Source organism: Paenibacillus sp. FW104-T2 (assembly GCF_058789975.1).
In genome coordinates this window covers 387,106-403,039 of the sequence record NZ_JBYTCE010000002.1, presented here as the reverse complement: position 1 = coordinate 403,039, position 15,934 = coordinate 387,106, and the positions used below count along the sequence as shown (strand labels likewise).

General features: G+C 46.2%; 14 protein-coding genes. 3 read left to right on the top strand and 11 right to left on the bottom strand.

All coding sequences use genetic code 11. The features are described from left to right. Positions 1-15 precede the first annotated feature (15 nt). Positions 16-1,008 (top strand): DUF1385 domain-containing protein, encoded by a 993-nt coding sequence (locus tag AC3WQ3_RS04585; protein ID WP_336780685.1) that lies wholly within the window; start codon positions 16-18, stop codon positions 1,006-1,008. Between the two features lie 5 nt (positions 1,009-1,013). After that, a complete protein-coding gene (locus AC3WQ3_RS04580; protein WP_492471558.1) occupies positions 1,014-1,358 on the top strand; it encodes a hypothetical protein in 345 nt (114 codons plus the stop codon). A 58-nt stretch (positions 1,359-1,416) separates the two neighbouring features. Here the strand turns inward: AC3WQ3_RS04580 and AC3WQ3_RS04575 are convergent, their stop codons facing one another. From AC3WQ3_RS04575 to mntR, 3 genes are all read right to left on the bottom strand, one after another. Continuing rightward, entirely contained in the window at positions 1,417-2,415 is a 999-nt protein-coding gene (locus AC3WQ3_RS04575) for a patatin-like phospholipase family protein (RefSeq protein WP_336780684.1), read from the bottom strand. An 83-nt stretch (positions 2,416-2,498) separates the two neighbouring features. Continuing rightward, a complete protein-coding gene (locus tag AC3WQ3_RS04570; protein WP_492471557.1) occupies positions 2,499-4,094 on the bottom strand; it encodes a family 10 glycosylhydrolase in 1,596 nt (531 codons plus the stop codon). Between the two features lie 210 nt (positions 4,095-4,304). Further along, positions 4,305-4,733 (bottom strand): transcriptional regulator MntR, encoded by a 429-nt coding sequence (mntR, locus tag AC3WQ3_RS04565; protein WP_095290400.1) that lies wholly within the window; start codon positions 4,731-4,733, stop codon positions 4,305-4,307. A 218-nt stretch (positions 4,734-4,951) separates the two neighbouring features. Here mntR and splB point away from each other — a divergent pair, with 218 nt between their 5' ends. Next, a complete protein-coding gene (splB, locus tag AC3WQ3_RS04560; RefSeq protein ID WP_127537923.1) occupies positions 4,952-6,022 on the top strand; it encodes a spore photoproduct lyase in 1,071 nt (356 codons plus the stop codon). Between the two features lie 136 nt (positions 6,023-6,158). On the opposite strand, the gene AC3WQ3_RS04555 is transcribed toward splB, so the two are convergent. The 8 genes from AC3WQ3_RS04555 to AC3WQ3_RS04520 form a co-directional block, all read right to left on the bottom strand. Further along, a complete protein-coding gene (locus AC3WQ3_RS04555) occupies positions 6,159-6,872 on the bottom strand; it encodes a cytochrome c biogenesis CcdA family protein (protein ID WP_492471556.1) in 714 nt (237 codons plus the stop codon). Positions 6,873-6,919: 47 nt separating this feature from the next. Beyond that, positions 6,920-7,723 carry a metal ABC transporter permease gene (locus AC3WQ3_RS04550; protein WP_095290395.1) on the bottom strand — a complete coding sequence of 268 codons (804 nt, stop codon included), beginning with the start codon at positions 7,721-7,723 and terminating at the stop codon, positions 6,920-6,922. Positions 7,724-7,769: 46 nt separating this feature from the next. After that, complete coding sequence (locus AC3WQ3_RS04545) at positions 7,770-8,528, bottom strand: metal ABC transporter ATP-binding protein (RefSeq protein WP_492471555.1); 759 nt, start codon at positions 8,526-8,528, stop codon at positions 7,770-7,772. Positions 8,529-8,583: 55 nt separating this feature from the next. After that, positions 8,584-9,519 (bottom strand): metal ABC transporter solute-binding protein, Zn/Mn family, encoded by a 936-nt coding sequence (locus AC3WQ3_RS04540; protein ID WP_255247901.1) that lies wholly within the window; start codon positions 9,517-9,519, stop codon positions 8,584-8,586. A gap of 361 nt (positions 9,520-9,880) precedes the next feature. Next, positions 9,881-11,911 carry a methionine--tRNA ligase gene (gene metG, locus AC3WQ3_RS04535; protein ID WP_127537920.1) on the bottom strand — a complete coding sequence of 677 codons (2,031 nt, stop codon included), beginning with the start codon at positions 11,909-11,911 and terminating at the stop codon, positions 9,881-9,883. Positions 11,912-12,348: 437 nt separating this feature from the next. Then, positions 12,349-12,606, bottom strand: a complete 258-nt coding sequence (gene yidD / locus AC3WQ3_RS04530) for a membrane protein insertion efficiency factor YidD (RefSeq protein ID WP_127537919.1) — start codon at positions 12,604-12,606, stop codon at positions 12,349-12,351. Between the two features lie 2 nt (positions 12,607-12,608). Next, a complete protein-coding gene (locus AC3WQ3_RS04525) occupies positions 12,609-13,073 on the bottom strand; it encodes a Fur family transcriptional regulator (protein ID WP_336780682.1) in 465 nt (154 codons plus the stop codon). A 381-nt stretch (positions 13,074-13,454) separates the two neighbouring features. Continuing rightward, positions 13,455-15,707 (bottom strand): stalk domain-containing protein, encoded by a 2,253-nt coding sequence (locus tag AC3WQ3_RS04520; RefSeq protein WP_492471554.1) that lies wholly within the window; start codon positions 15,705-15,707, stop codon positions 13,455-13,457. Between the last annotated feature and the right edge of the window lie 227 nt (positions 15,708-15,934).

The window sequence follows — 15,934 nt, the reverse complement described above, 5'->3', positions numbered from 1 at the left end:
AGGAAGGTGAATAATTTGCCTCAACAATCCAAGCCTGTCAGCTACGGGGGGCAAGCTGTCATTGAAGGCGTAATGTTTGGCGGTAAACATGTCAACGTTACAGCTGTTCGAAGAAAAGACGGCGAAATTACGTATCTGGAAGTTCCCAAGCAAGACAAGACCTGGGTCATGAAATTGCGGCGGATTCCGTTACTGCGCGGGATTGTCAGCATTATAGATTCAAGTGTCAAAGGAAGCAAACATCTTAATTATTCTGCTGACGCTTATGCTGATGATGAACTCGAACCTGAAGAGAAGGCGAAACAAAAAGAAAAAGAAGGTTCCGGCTGGAGCCTTAGCATGATTATTGGTGTTACAGCGGTAGCCATTCTATCCTTCCTTTTTGGTAAAATTGTGCTCACGCTGCTTCCTGTCGTCATTGAGAATTTTTTGTTTAAAAATGCATTCGACAATCAGTTTTTGCATAATTTACTGGAAGGCGGCATTAAGCTGATTCTGCTTCTTGCTTACCTGTGGTTGATCTCACAGACGCCAATGATTAAACGACTATTCCAATACCACGGAGCGGAGCATAAGGTCATTAGTGCTCATGAAGCCGGTGAGGAACTTACACCTGAGAATGTTCAGAAATACAGTCGACTGCACTACCGCTGCGGAAGCAGCTTTATCATGCTGACGGTGATTATCGGTGTTTTCCTGTATTCCCTTTTCACCTACGACAACCTCTGGGAACGGATGGGACAGCGCCTGCTGTTACTGCCTGTTGTCCTCGGGATTTCATTCGAACTATTAAAGCTCACCAACTCGGTGCGTGACATTCCCGTACTGCGTTATCTCGGATACCCTGGACTTTGGCTGCAATTGCTCACTACCAAGGAGCCAACCAACGAACAGGTGGAAGTGTCCATCGCTTCATTTAACCGCATGCGTGAACTGGATGCGCAGCTTGCCAATGTATCAGCTACGTCCGAAGTACCTGTTGCAACACTCGATCCTGTGAAAGGGTGATTGATATGAATAAGCAGGCGGTCATGACTATCGTTTTTTGGGCAGCCATTGCTCTAGCTGCATTTGGAATAATACGCACACTGGGAGACAGAGGTATTCTCGGGTTGATTATTCCTGTTGTCGTTCTTGGGGCTATATTCCTGCTCTATAAGTTCCCACCGGGGCGTTGGGCACGTAAAACCAAGCCCAAGATCAAACCTTCTGCACGCACCATGGCTAAAATGAAGGCTCAATCCGGGTCCGGAGCAAGAAAAAGCAGCGGTTCCTCCAAAAAACGGAAAGATTATCCCTTTCATGTCATTCAAGGAAATAAGGGGAAAAGCGATGACGATATTCCCAAGTTTCACTAGTTTTTATCTGCAAAGTAAAAAGCACTGCTTCGTAACAGGAAGCAGTGCTTTTATTTGGTTATACAGGCGTTAAAGGGGGCGTTTGAGTTTTTTTTCGCTCTTCTCTTTTTTGTTTATCCAACTGCTCATCATAGAACTTCGTGTTCCATCGACTAAAAAACTCCGTACCTGCGGCAACACCCGATAAATACAATGCAGTACTTTCCTGTACGGACAGATTAAACTGTGTCGGCTTAACGCCCAGGGTGGGTATTTTAATCGTTCGGAAACGGTTAATCTGCTCAATATATCGCTCATCATGCGCTGTGAGCATCGTCTCAACCAATGCCTGAAGCATGCTTAAAGGACCTTTGATTCTGCTAGGCTCCCCCTCCGTCTTGCCAACCAGCTTGAAACCGATCGTGGGAATGATGTCTCCATCGCGCGCTGTACGTTCCCCGTCAAACAGCCATAACGGAAAATTACTGAGCAATCCTCCGTCCACGACATACACGAACTGATCGGGAAAACGCATGCCTTTGGACATCACAGGCGATCTGCGTATAGCCACCGGGTCAAAAAAATAGGGAATACTGCAGCTCATTCTTACAGCCTTGGCTACTTCGAACTTATTAGGGTCAATACCGAAACGCCGTATATCATCTGGAAGTACCAGTATAGTCCCGTTCGAGATATCCGATGCGGTAATCAGAAGCTTACCTGGTGGCAGGTCTGCGAATGTTCGAATTCCTTTTTGCTTGAGCATGTTCCCAATCCATGATTCAAGTGCTTCACCTGAATATAAACCCTTTTTCAAAAACAGCCTTGCCGCTGGTCCAATCCAGCGTATATCAAATATAGGTGAACGCCGCAGCAATGAGGCAAATGGCGTATTCTCTATGATGGATTTCATCTCTTCCGCTCGATATCCTGCGGCAATCAATGAAGCTACGATCGATCCGGAGGACGTCCCTGCCACACGATTGAACTGGACACCATAGTCCTGTGCACTCTGCACGGCACCTGCAAGCGAAATTCCCTTTACGCCTCCGCCTTCAAACACCCCATTGATTAACATATTAAAAACCCCCGTTCTCCAGGCAGTCCATTCCTACTGCCACTCTATGAGAACGAGGGTTGGTCATATTACGCTAAAATGAACTAAAGTCCATAATATGCTTTTAATTTCGCAATCAAGCCCAGCGGATTCTTCGTCAAATACTGCGAGCTAAAGTAAATATCGCCTTTGATCGTATCGTATTTCTCATTGTACGCGAGCTGATCAATAATTTCCTGGGAAGTCTGCCAGCCAACTTCAGGCGTACCCAGCTTATAAGGCGAGTGCCCAATATACAGTTTAACGTCGGTATTAGCGACTTCGTTTGCCCACCAATCCACCACTTTGTCATAGCGTGCTGCACTTAACGTCATGCTCCAGTATACTTGAGGTGCGACATAGTCAATCCACTCCTGTTTGATCCATGTACGTACGTCCGCATTCATGCTGTCATAGGCAGTTACTCCCGCTTTGGTATCGGAACCGGTGATATCGACAGCCTTATTGCGCCATACACCAAAAGGGCTGATTCCATACTCTACACCAGCTTTTACTTGGTGGATGCTCTCACCCAGCTGTTTAACAAACTGATTGATATTATCCCGTCTCCACTCGGCACGGTCTTTGGTATTCAATGTGTTATAGGCTTTAAAGGCAGCGTCATCGTTAAACGTTACATTAGAAGGATAAAAGTAATCGTCCAGGTGAACACCATCAATATCATATTGGTTTACCACTTCCATAATGGTGTCGATGATATGCTGTCTGGCTTCCGGAATTCCTGGATTAATGTAAAGTTTACCCGATGCATTCACGATCCAGTCCGGATGCAGTTTGGAAACATGATTGGCAGCAAGTCCGGTTGTGCTCACCGAGTTGGTTGCCCGGAACGGGTTAAACCAGGCATGGAATTCCAGTCCCCGTTTGTGAGCCTCCTCAATCATGAAGGCAAGTGGGTCATATCCTGGATCCTTGCCCTGAGTCCCTGTTAGCACACTATTCCATGGTACAAGACCTGAAGGATAGATGGCGTCTGCATTGGCCCGAACCTGAACAAATACGGCATTAATTCCCATGCTTTTGAGCGTATCCAGCTGCTGAGTATACTCCAGCTTCTGCTTTTCCACATTGCCTTTGGCACTGGAGGAAGGCCAATCACCGTTCACTGTTGAAATCCATGCACCACGCATGTCATCCGAGCTTGGCGTACTACCTGTTCCTCCTGGATTTGCCGGGGTAGCCGGGTCTGGCGTAGGAGCGTCTCCTGTCGTCAAACGAATTGTCTGTTCTGCCTGATTCCAATTCACTGTAATTCCAAGGTTTTCACTAACGAATCGAATTGGAACCATAACACGGCCCTTCTTCAGTTCAACCGATGCATCCAAATCGACTGCGATACCATCTACCGTCGCTTGCTGGCGTCCACTGGTCATGGTGATGACCGATTCGGATTTCTTGATCGTTACGGTCCTCGAAGCTTGTGACCAAAGGACGGACGCTCCCAATCCTTCACTAATTACACGCAGCGGAACCATCGTCACATTCACTTTGGGCAAAATGTAGGGCGATACATCGGATTCCAAACGTTGACCATCCAGATAAATATCAATCTCTTTTTGTGCAGCCTGCGCACTCAACCCAGCTGTCTGTAAACCCAGCACGAAAATGAGCAGCAGGATCAAACCATTACGAAGCTTCATCAGTACAATCCTCCATCATCATTAAAATTCTCGGCAAATTCTGCTAGTTTAATAGACGCTCCAAAGGATTGGTTAGTTGCGATAATTCACCAAATTATGGACAACAAAAAAACAGAGAGTATCTCTCTGCCATTTACAACGACAAAGATACACCCTCTGTTTTTTGAAAGTTTAAGCTCTTAAGGACCTCTGTGAATGCCCTATGCTGCCTCAGGATTCGGTATTGCTCATGAGTTCCTGAATATTTTGCAGATCACGCAATCGGCTCTCGTCCTGACGGAAATATTCTACCAAAGACTCGATGCAGGTAATGGAGTCCCAACTTAGATGATGCTCGATTCCTTCCACATCCTTGTAGATATTCTCTTCCTGGACACCGATCGTCGTCAAAAATTGTTCAAGCAGATGATGGCGTTCCATTAAACGTTTCCCCATCTTTTTCCCTTTTGGAGTAAGTACCAACCCGCGGTACTTTTCGTAAATCAGGTACTCGTCTTTGTCCAGCTTTTGGATCATCTTGGTCACCGATGAAGGATGCACTTCCAATCCTTCAGCTATATCTGACACACGAGCATAGCCCTTTTCATCAATCAGTTTGTATATACGCTCCAAATAATCTTCCATACTGGGCGTTGGCATCTGCTTCCCTCTCTTCTCTCTGACCGGCAATATTCTTGCCTGATCCCTATCTTATAATGATACATGTTATCAATACGCATTGGCAAGTCTTGTACGAATCAATCGCTATGTCGTTTGTAACACATGGGCGCTTCTGATCCGGTACGCAAGTATTGGCAAGGGTGACTTCTGCCCGTGTGAGGCAAACTAAGCAAGTTCCTATTGAAAGGAGTGATTCCGTGAGTACAAGTGTAGCGCAGCCCCCGGTTCGCAAAGCAAAAGGTACTAAACCCTTTATTCCCGATTTGGTCTATTTTGAACCCGGTGCGCTGGAATATGAGAAGGGCAAACGGATTATGGAATGGGTCACTTCCAAAGAAATTCCATATCAGATGACGACCTCCCATAACCGGATCACCAATCTGCCTGGTGAAACAGAGCAGGAAAAATACCGGATGGCGAAGCGGACCCTGGTCGTAGGTGTGCGCAAAACACTCAAATTTGATCAGTCCAAACCTTCCGCTGAATATGCGATCCCTATCTCAACGGGATGCATGGGCCATTGTCATTATTGTTATCTTCAAACCACGCTTGGAGCCAAGCCTTACGTCAGGGTGTATGTAAATACCGATGAGATCATTCAGGCGGCTAAAGGCTATATCGATGAGCGAGCACCTGAAATCACCCGATTTGAAGCAGCCTGTACTTCCGATCCGGTAGGACTCGAGCATATTACCGAAAATTTGAGTGATTTGATCCGTTTTATGGCGGATGAGGAATACGGACGTTTGCGGTTTGTGACGAAATATCATCACGTGGACCCATTGTTGAACATCAAACATAACGGTCATACCCGTATCCGGTTCAGTGTCAATTCGGATTATGTCATCAAGAACTTCGAGCCTGCTACTTCAAGGTTTGAAGAACGTATTGAAGCCGCAGGCAAAATCGCGCATGCGGGGTACCCGTTAGGATTTATCATCGCACCCATCATGTGGTATGACGGATGGCAGGAAGGATACGCGGAGCTTTTACAGAAGCTTGCCGACACGCTTCCGGAAGATGCCACGAAGGATCTAACGTTTGAAATGATTCAGCATCGATTTACCAAAACGGCAAAAGCCACCATTGAGAAACGCTACCCCAAAACCAAACTCGAAATGGACATCGAGAAAAGAAAAATGAAATGGGGCCGTTGGGGGCAGTATAAATATGTGTACAAGGATGACCAACAGGACGCACTGCGTGAGTTCATCACAGAGCAAATTTTTGAACACTTCCCGTTAGCGAACATTGATTACTTCACCTAAGTACTGACATCATATCCACGGTAGTGGCGATCAAAAAAGCAGGTTACATGGGACAGAATGTGCTCTGGCCTTCATGTAGCCTGCTTTGCTTATTTTCATACATTTAGTAGATCAATGGCCTTAACTGATACTTTGCTCAAATAATCATCCAATCGGGTGTAATCTGCTGCAGCCAAATGGTGATTTTGGTCATTTGATCCGTGAATAGCAGCACACCCAAAAACAGCATAAGCGCTCCCCCGGCTTTCATCATCACATTGGAATATCGCAAGATCCAGCGTGTTGAACCAATGAAAAAGGCTAGGATGAAGAAAGGTAATGCGAATCCAGCCGTATAACCGGTGATCAAGGCCAGCCAGGTTGTCGGTTCACTCGCAGCCATCGCAATAATCGCTGTCAGGATAGGTCCGATACACGGCGACCAGCCTGCGGAGAAACCAATCCCGAAAATAAAAGAGCCCAAGTAACCTGCTGGCTTCCATTTTAAATCCATCTTGCGCTCTTTCATCAGAAACTGCGGTTTGAATACCCCTAACAGGAATAAACCCATGAGCATAATTAAAATGGCAGATAACTGACGAATCAAATCACGGTTATCATTGAAAAATTGCCCAAACAATCCTGCTCCAAGTCCAAGCGAGTAAAAAACAGCCGAGAATCCCAAAATAAACGCCAGCGTGTGCGTTAACGTTTTAAGCCGTACTTCACGCTGATTGCGATCGTCTTTTAATCTTTGTACTGTCATTCCCGTAATGTAGGATAAATACGAAGGGTATAGTGGAAGACAACACGGTGATATAAATGAAGCTAATCCTGCGATAAAAGCCAGCCACACATTAACATCAGGCATGAAGCGGTGGTCTCCCTTCCCTGGGGCTCACTTGCACGAATATTTCTTCAGGCTCGGAACCCTTTTTTTCCAATCATCGTAAGAATCAGCATCATGATAAGCAATAATACAATCGTTGCTCCTGGAGCCAAATTCCAAATTCCCGCTACCACCAGACCAATAACTACTGCAATCTCCCCGATAACAACCGAGAGAATAATGGCTGACTTGAAACTGCGAGCCATAAGCAAACTTACGGCTACAGGAATGGTCAATAGTGCCGACACCAGCAGTGCCCCCACGATCTTAATCGCAGTACTAATCACCAGAGCCGTCATTACCGTTATCAGCATGTTAAGCAATTTTACAGGCAGACCTGTAACTGCCGCAGCGTCTTCCTCAAAACTGAGCAGGAAAAACTCCTTATGTAGCAGCGCAACAACGATAACTACAATCAGCGTTACCACTCCAACTAACTTCAAGTCGGTAGAGTCCAGTGTATAAATGCTGCCGAACAAGTAACTCATTACATCCGTATTGTACCCTTTGCCCAGTGTAAAGAACAACGAAGCAAGCGCGACGCCACCTGACATGATTATAGCAATGGATAACTCGGCATAAGTCTTATATGCCTTGCGCAGCTTCTCTATAGCAAAGGATGCGAGCACAGCAAAGACAAGTCCCACTGCAATCGGATAAACCTCAATCAAAAAACCGAGGGCAACCCCGGCAATCGTAACGTGAGATAGGGTATCCCCGATCATGGACAAACGCCGCAGCACCAGAAACAGTCCAATCAGTGGAGCTGTAATACCGATCAGCAATCCTCCTGCCAGTGCACGCTGAAAAAAATCACTCATTAAAATCTCCAAAACACACGACTCCTTCAGCCTTGTCTAATCTAGTTGTACAATATCATTATCGTACCAGGGCAGTAGTATGCTGCAAATTGGTCTCGGCACAATCCTCCACCTCATGCGAATGACGAACATGAAAGTTGATTTTCCCGTTGGTTGCTGCCGCTTCTGAACCAAGATAATTCTCCATCCGGTCCATATCATGTGAAACCATCAGGAACGTCATCCGGTGGTGTTCATGCATATGGGTAATAAGCTCAAAGAAACTTGCTTGAGACTCGGCATCAATCCCCACTGTAGGTTCGTCCAAAATCAACAAATCCGGGTGATTGATAAGCGCACGTGCCAAAAACACACGCTGCTGCTGTCCTCCGGACAATTGTCCAATCCGTTTGTTTGCCAGATCCTCGATACGCATAACCTCCAGTGCATCCGTGCACTGCTGCTGCGATTTGCGCGTTATCCGGCGGAACATATTCTTATTGTTGTACAAGCCAGACATGACCACTTCCCGCACGGTTGCAGGGAACAATGGGTTAAATGCATTTTTTTGCGGGACATAGCCGATCCGTTCCCAATCCTTGAATCTGCGAATCGACTGTCCGAACAATTTGATATCCCCCTGCGCTGGAGGCAGTAGTCCCACCAACATGCGCAGCAGTGTCGTTTTTCCCGCTCCGTTTGAACCGATAATACCGACAAAATCCCGTTCCTTGACCATAAAATCAAGATTTTCGATCACTCGCTGGTCACCGTAAGAGAAAGATAACTTCTCAATCTCAATGATTGGATCATGACATAGTGGCATGATTTGCTGCATGGCAAAGCCGCCCTTCATTATATATAAGGATTGCAAAAGAATCCTTCAGTCTATCTTATTTTAATGCGATCAGCAGATTTTGCAAATTTTTCTCCATCAGGGTGAAATAATCATCCCCATTAGCTGCCTGTTCCTTGGTAAGTCCTTCAACCGGATTCAGCACCATCGTTTCCACACCGGCTTCGCCAGCGAGTGTTTTGGCCAATTTGTCGGAGACCAGCTCTTCGAAGAAAATGTACTTGATGCCCTCTTCCTTCACAAGCTTGGACAGATTAACAATATCCTGACCTGTTGGTTCGGCATCCGGGGATAGCCCCATGATGGCATGCTGTGTCAAACCATAATCACGTGCAAGATATCCAAATGCTTGATGGGACACAACAATTTCTTTATTGGAGACTTTGGATAATTCGTCCGTAAAGCGCTGATCGAGCGCTTCGAGTTTGGTACGAAGTTCCTCATAACGCTGTTCGTAACCATCCTGATGATCAGGATCTACTTCGACCAGACTATTTTTGATATTTTCAGCCATCACGATAGCCGACTTGGGACTTACCCATGTGTGAGGGTCCACGTGATGGTCTGCAACGTCCTCTGTGCCTGCTTCTTCTGCGTGTTCGTCTTCATGCTCTTCTCCATGGTTATGCCCATCATCACCTTCAGCCGTCAGCAGGCTCACTCCATCACTTACAGCCACAGACTTCACTTGGGTGTCGCTGTTAAGGGATTTGAGAAAGTTAGGTACCCATCCTTCAAGGCCTGCACCGTTGTATAAGAACAATTGGGCTTTGGAGGTGTTTACAATGTCCTGGCTCTTTGGCGTCCAGTCATGGGGTTCAACACCAGTTGGCAGCAAATTAATAACGTTTGCGTCTTCACCGCCGATAGCTGTTGTAAACGCATATACAGGATAAAAACTCGTGATCACATTCACTTTGCCTTCCTCGATCTTGGCACTTTCCGAATTACTTTGTCCACACGCCGATAACATGAGCAAACTGAGAATAAGCAAGCTGCTCCATAACCATTTCGTTCTGGTTTGGCCACGTTTGCTTGTATGCTGTATCCGGGTATTCCTGGTTAGTGTTGTTTCATTATACCATTTCACTATTGCTTCACTCCGCATCTCTTAATCGTAAACATTACTGAAAGAATTATAGGTAACCTGAACGTGGTTGTCAAGCGGTCGGGTCCTATTTATTCTCCCCTGGAGCGCAGAGTTCATAACAGTATATGCTTGTTTTCCTACGTTATTAGCGGGGCAATCAAGACGAAAGAAAAAAGCGACCCGATAGCATCGGGTCACCTTCATTCTTCATATAATCAAGCGTCGGACTACATGTTCAGCAAATTTATTTTACTTGAGCACCATTAGGCATATTGTCCGGTACCGTAGCCAGTGTTAATTGGTCTCCATGAGATGCCGCCAAAATCATTCCTTGGGACAGCTCACCGCGCAATTTTACTGGTTTGAGATTCGTTACACAAATGACTTTGCGTCCAACCATCTCTTCCGGGGAGTAGAACTTCGCGATCCCTGATACGACCTGACGCTGCTCATAACCGAGATCCAGCTGCAATTTGAGCAGCTTATCTGCTTTTTTGACCGGTTCACAGGCGATAACCTGTGCTACACGCAGTTCCACTTTGGCAAAATCGTCGATGCCGATTTCTTCCTTGCTCTCAGGTGCAGTCACAGGTTCGGAAGCTTGCGCAGAATCACCAGCATTGCCTTGTGCGCCATCCGCTTGCGGTTCCGCTTTTTTGCCTCCGGTCATGGCTTCAGCAATATACGCAACTTCCTGCTCCGAGTCGAGACGAGGGAAAATTGGGTCACCCTTTTGCAGAGCATTACCCGCTGGAATGACACCCCACTGCTTAGACGTATCCCAAGCTGTAAGTTCGCCTTCCTGAATACCAAGCTGTTCCCAGATTTTATGCGGAGCACGAGTCAGGAACGGCTGCAGCAAGATGGAAGCAATACGCAGACTTTCGATCAAGTGAGACATAACAGATGCGAGTTCATCCCGTTTCGCTTCATCGCGTGCCAGAGCCCAAGGCTGTGTCTCATCAATATATTTGTTACTGCGGCTAACAAATTGGCTGATCGCCGTCAGCGCAACGGAAAATTGCAGATTTTCCATCGCCTGCTCCACTTTATCCACCGCAGCAAGGCCGGCTTCTTCCAGTGAAGCATCGAATTCTGTTACACCCGAAGTAAATGCTGGTGCCTTGCCTTCAAAGTACTTATCCACCATCGCAACGGTACGGTTAAGCAGGTTCCCCAGATCATTGGCCAGATCCGAGTTCACGCGCTCTACAAAGCTCTCTGGAGTGAACGTACCATCCGAACCGAATGGAACTTCACGCAGCAGATAATAACGCAGTGCATCCAGGCCGTAACGGTCAATCAGGGTCACTGGATCAACCACATTGCCCTTGGATTTGGACATTTTGCCGTCCTTCATCAATAACCAGCCATGTGCAAATACTTTTTTCGGCAAAGGCAGGTCAAGCGCCATCAGCATGATTGGCCAGTAGATGGTATGGAAACGAACGATTTCCTTACCTACCAGATGAACATCTGCAGGCCAGAACTGGTCATACAGTGATGAATCGGATGATCCGTAGCCGAGAGCCGTAATATAGTTGGACAATGCATCAATCCAAACATATACGACGTGCTTCGGATCGCCTTTGACTTTAACGCCCCATTCAAACGTTGTACGGGAAACGGCCAAATCTTCCAGACCCGGCTTGATAAAGTTGTTGATCATCTCGTTCTTGCGGGATTCCGGCTGAATAAAACCAGGATTCTCTTCATAATATTTCAGCAAACGATCTGCATATTTGCTCATGCGGAAGAAATAGGATTCCTCTTTGACAAGTTCTACCGGGTGTCCGCTATCTGGACTTTTGGCAGCGACAATTTCACCCTTCTCATTCTTTTCCACATCAACCAGTTGGGTTTCCGTGTAGTACGTTTCATCTGGAATGCTGTACCAGCCCTCGTACTCACCCTTATAGATATCTCCCTGTTTAAGCAAACGATCGAAAATATCCTGTACAACCGTTTTGTGGCGTTCTTCCGTTGTACGAATGAAGTCGTCATTGGAGATATCCAGCTTGTTCCACAGCTCCTTGATGCCTACAACGATGTCGTCTACAAATGCCTGTGGTGTCTGCCCCTTCTCCTGAGCCTTGCGTTCAATTTTCTGTCCGTGCTCATCGGTTCCTGTCAGGTAACGCACTGCATAACCGCGCAGACGTTTGTAACGAGCCATTGCATCTCCAGCTACCGTTGTGTACGCATGCCCAATATGCAATTTGTCACTCGGATAATAAATCGGCGTCGTCAGATAAAATGTTTTTTGATCAGTCATGAAAGACTTCTCCTCCTTCATATGTCATGCTTACTTTCGCGTTCTTAACTAAAAAAGAACACAAAAAACTCCCGCCCCTATGGGACGAGAGTAGATCTCACGTGTTACCACCCAAATTCCCCGTGCTTTTTGCAAAACACAGGCTCTGCCGGTCCTTCGACCGCCCATTAACGCTGGATCACGCCCCAACCTTACGACAGCGTCTACATACACGTCTGCACGCTCGGAAGAGGTTCCTCCGGGACCATATTCCATCCTCCTCCCAGACCGGTTCTCAGCTCATCCGGCTCTCTGCACTGGGGGTGTGTCTGTACTTATCCCTTCACTGGAAATCATTATACGAAAAATATACTGAAATGCTGCCCTCTTTGTCAAGTCGGCAGCTGCACAACTACGACCATGTCATTCATTTGATCAGGTGGTTAATGACTCCACCTTTATCCCTCATCATGTACCATGACCGTTTTTTCTGTCTTTGGCGGAACCAGATCAACGCCTCCCGGATGAAACGGATGGCATTTTGCGATACGCTTGGCAGCCAGCAGCGAACCTTTGAATGCGCCATGAACCTCAATCGCTTCCATTGCGTATGCCGAACAAGTTGGATAGAAGCGACATGTAGGTGGCTTCAAGGGAGAAATATAATTTCGATATACCCGAATGGGCGCCTGTGCCACTCTGCGGGATAGCTTCATGGTTAGTGTTTCCCGTGATCGTGTGAATGCCCAGTGGACACTTTCGTCGGAGCATATTCCGCACAATCTTTGCAGTATCCGAACACTTCAAATTTATGATCCACAACCTGAAACTGTTCTGGAGCATCTGCCAGCTGCATCGGACAAAAAACGATCGGATAGGTCTTCTGACATTTCAGACAGATCATATGATGGTGATGGTGATCTTCACTGCAATGCGCTCTGAATTTTACACCGTCTTCAAAAATGACCTGCTCCAGTACACCCAAATCCTGCATGACACGCAAGTTCCGGTATACCGTGTCAAAGCTCAGTCCGCTGTAAGTCTTACCCATATATTCATAGACGTCCTTGGGTGTAAGATACCCAGGAGATTCGGCAAATAACCGGGCCAGTGTCTTCCGCTGATCCGTAATGCGAAGTCCCTGTGAGGACATAGTATTAATAATCTGTTCTGTCGACAGCATGACTTCAAGCACCTCCTGTCATACAAGCATTATGCATACATCCTAAGAGCAAATCCAAATTAGCAAAAAGCTGGATTACTAAAGTATATTCGTCCAGATGCTACCCATTGGACTTCATGTGAATTACAATTATGCAACACTGATACCATGCTTGTTATTATAATTCTAATAATGCCTCAAATTCGGATTAGAGTCAACGAAACGGCTAGCTCACTATTCATCGTCAGTTTATTAAGAGTTTCATTAAAAAGGACCCCATTCACATGGAGTCCTTCTCTGACGGTTCAGAAGATTATTTCTTCGGGCGACTTTTGGGGTGATCGGGTATATAAGATATAAGCTTTCACTCCAAACCGTCCGTTCCTCGTTGCCTGGTCAAGATTACTTCTCAGCTGGAAGCGGCGTGAACAACAGATTGACAGGAAGATTGCTTCCTGGGGCCGCTGAGAACAGAATGGTAACACTCTCACCATAAGAGCCTGTACGGTAGAGTACACTTTGCTCGTTAGGAGCACTCAAGGATTTACCCTCGGATATTTGCACAACCTGGCCATTAACAAGTGCCACACCGGAATATTTACCACCACGAGGGTTGAACGAGATCAGCGTACGCGGTGCTACGTTATTCAGTGTAATTTTATAAAGCACACCAAAGTTACCGGCGTTGGAAGCATCTGTGTAGGCCATCGGGTCTGTTCCGACCAGGTTTGGATCACTTGCATTGTCACCAAGCGGAAGACGGGAAGGCTTCGCACCTACTTCCTGATCATACGTAATGACACGTGTTGCATTCGGGTATGTTCCCCGGTTGTGAACACCATCACGATCCAGTACAGGTAGCGTAGACCATACTTCCATCGGGTCTTTGTTTTCTTCAATCATAATAATGTTGTAGTCCAGTCTGTAATCGCTGAATACATCGGAGTACAGGGAGATTACTTGGCCCTTCTTCATCGGCAGAGCACTAAGTTCTGTAAGAACCAGTTTGCTCTCTCCAGGCTGCAGGACAACGTCCAATTTGCCAGTGCCTTCCTGCATGGATTTGAACCAGCGGTCAATCGATAGCTTCCCAGCTACAGTAGCAAACGGAGATGGACCCGCGAAGCCCATGTTTTGCTGCTCCAGTGTTGCCGGATACATATTGTTGTTGGTAGCCACAACGTACATTTTTACGTTTTTACCTGTATTATTCACGTGGTGAATCATAAAACGTGTTTGTCCAATCGAAGATTCCTTGTAGACAATTCCTTCGCTGTTGACCGTTTCCGGACTGTTACTGCGAATCAGAATGCTTTGCTCATCATAGTAAGTGTATGGAACTTTCTCCATGGCAGGTACTTCTCCACCATTGAAGGTAAACTTCCCACCAACCGGTGTGAACAATTGATTGAAATCAGAGAGAGTGTACAACGTTTCGCCCGTGATATTGATGATTTTAGAATAGCTGTTACTCAGACCGTGTTTGTCTGTAACTGTAATCGTAATGGTCTTCGGTCCTGGAACAAAGAATGCCAGTGCGTTGTTGTCCCACTCTGTTGTCTCAATAGCATTCTCGTCGTCTGTGCTTTGATCAATGTAGGTTATCTTTTCACCCATTTTGTACTCTTCCTTGTCTGTAGTGAACATCGCTACAGGAGGAAGATTGGGTTTTTGGACCTGGATTGTGACAGAGTAAGGATCACTCCATTGACCGCTTGAATCCTGGACAGCATACGTTACCGTATATGTACCTGGTTGGTCGAACGAATCCTGACGGCCAGTCCAGCGCTCATCCACAATATCCAGTCCTTTGGGAGAACTGTATTTCGTTGTGTATGTTACGTTGTCACCGGCAAAAACTTCTTTGGGTACCGTGAAACTGGCTACCGGTTTGGTACTCAGTTTCAATACCACCGTTTTGGCGGATTGGTTCACTGTATAAGTAATGTTGAGTGCCTGTGTAATTGAAGTCAGCGGCACCATAAACGTATTCTTTTGTTGGTAAGCAGCGCCCTTCATCGTTCTTGCTTCACCATTAACGGTATAGATTTTGCTGTTGGTCTTGAAACGCAGCTCATCTTCCCCGCTAATAATGATCGTTTCCTTGGTCGTGTTGTCGTACTTCACATCATAGCCAACTCGGTCAACCAGCGCGCGGATCGCTACATAGGATACACCATTTTTGACAGCCATCGGCTGTCCGGCAAGGTATGTCTTGCCATCTTGCACCATTTTATTGCTGTTCATGTACAGCGTCAGGTCTCCGCCGGCAGTTCCGGACTGACCACTAGTGGAAGGCTGCTCAACCTCTACAGGTGTAGGTGCTGGCGCTTCTTCCTCTGTACCTTCTGCATCTTCAGATTCAGCAGGAGCTGCAGGGTCAACTGGAGTAACGTCTGTACCTGATGATTCTGTGGATTCAGGATTCGTCTCCTCCGTTGTATCGTTATCGGAAGTCTGTGTACCTGATTGATCTTTTACTTCGGATTCCGCTATGGTTTGTTCTTTCTTAATAACCTCAACGGATTTAACTTTGGCTGTATTCACTGGTGTCGAATCGCTTTGATCAGCTGCCTGTGCATTCGCAGGAATGGCTGCAAACGCCTGAAAAACAGCTAAAGCGGTAAGTATAGACAATTTCTTCTTCAAATTCATTCTTTTTCTTTGGCTCCTTCTGCTCCCATTTTATTAATATCCCCCTCAAAAAGTCATACTATTAGACGCTTGTCACCGGGAAAAGTTGCTAAAAATAATAGATTAGAAATGTAAAGTTTTAATAGAGCGAAAACACTATGAAAATAATTAGTTATCATTTCATCATCATTCAAAGATTCAAATGATATATTCAACAAAAAAACCTTACCATTATATGGATGAATATC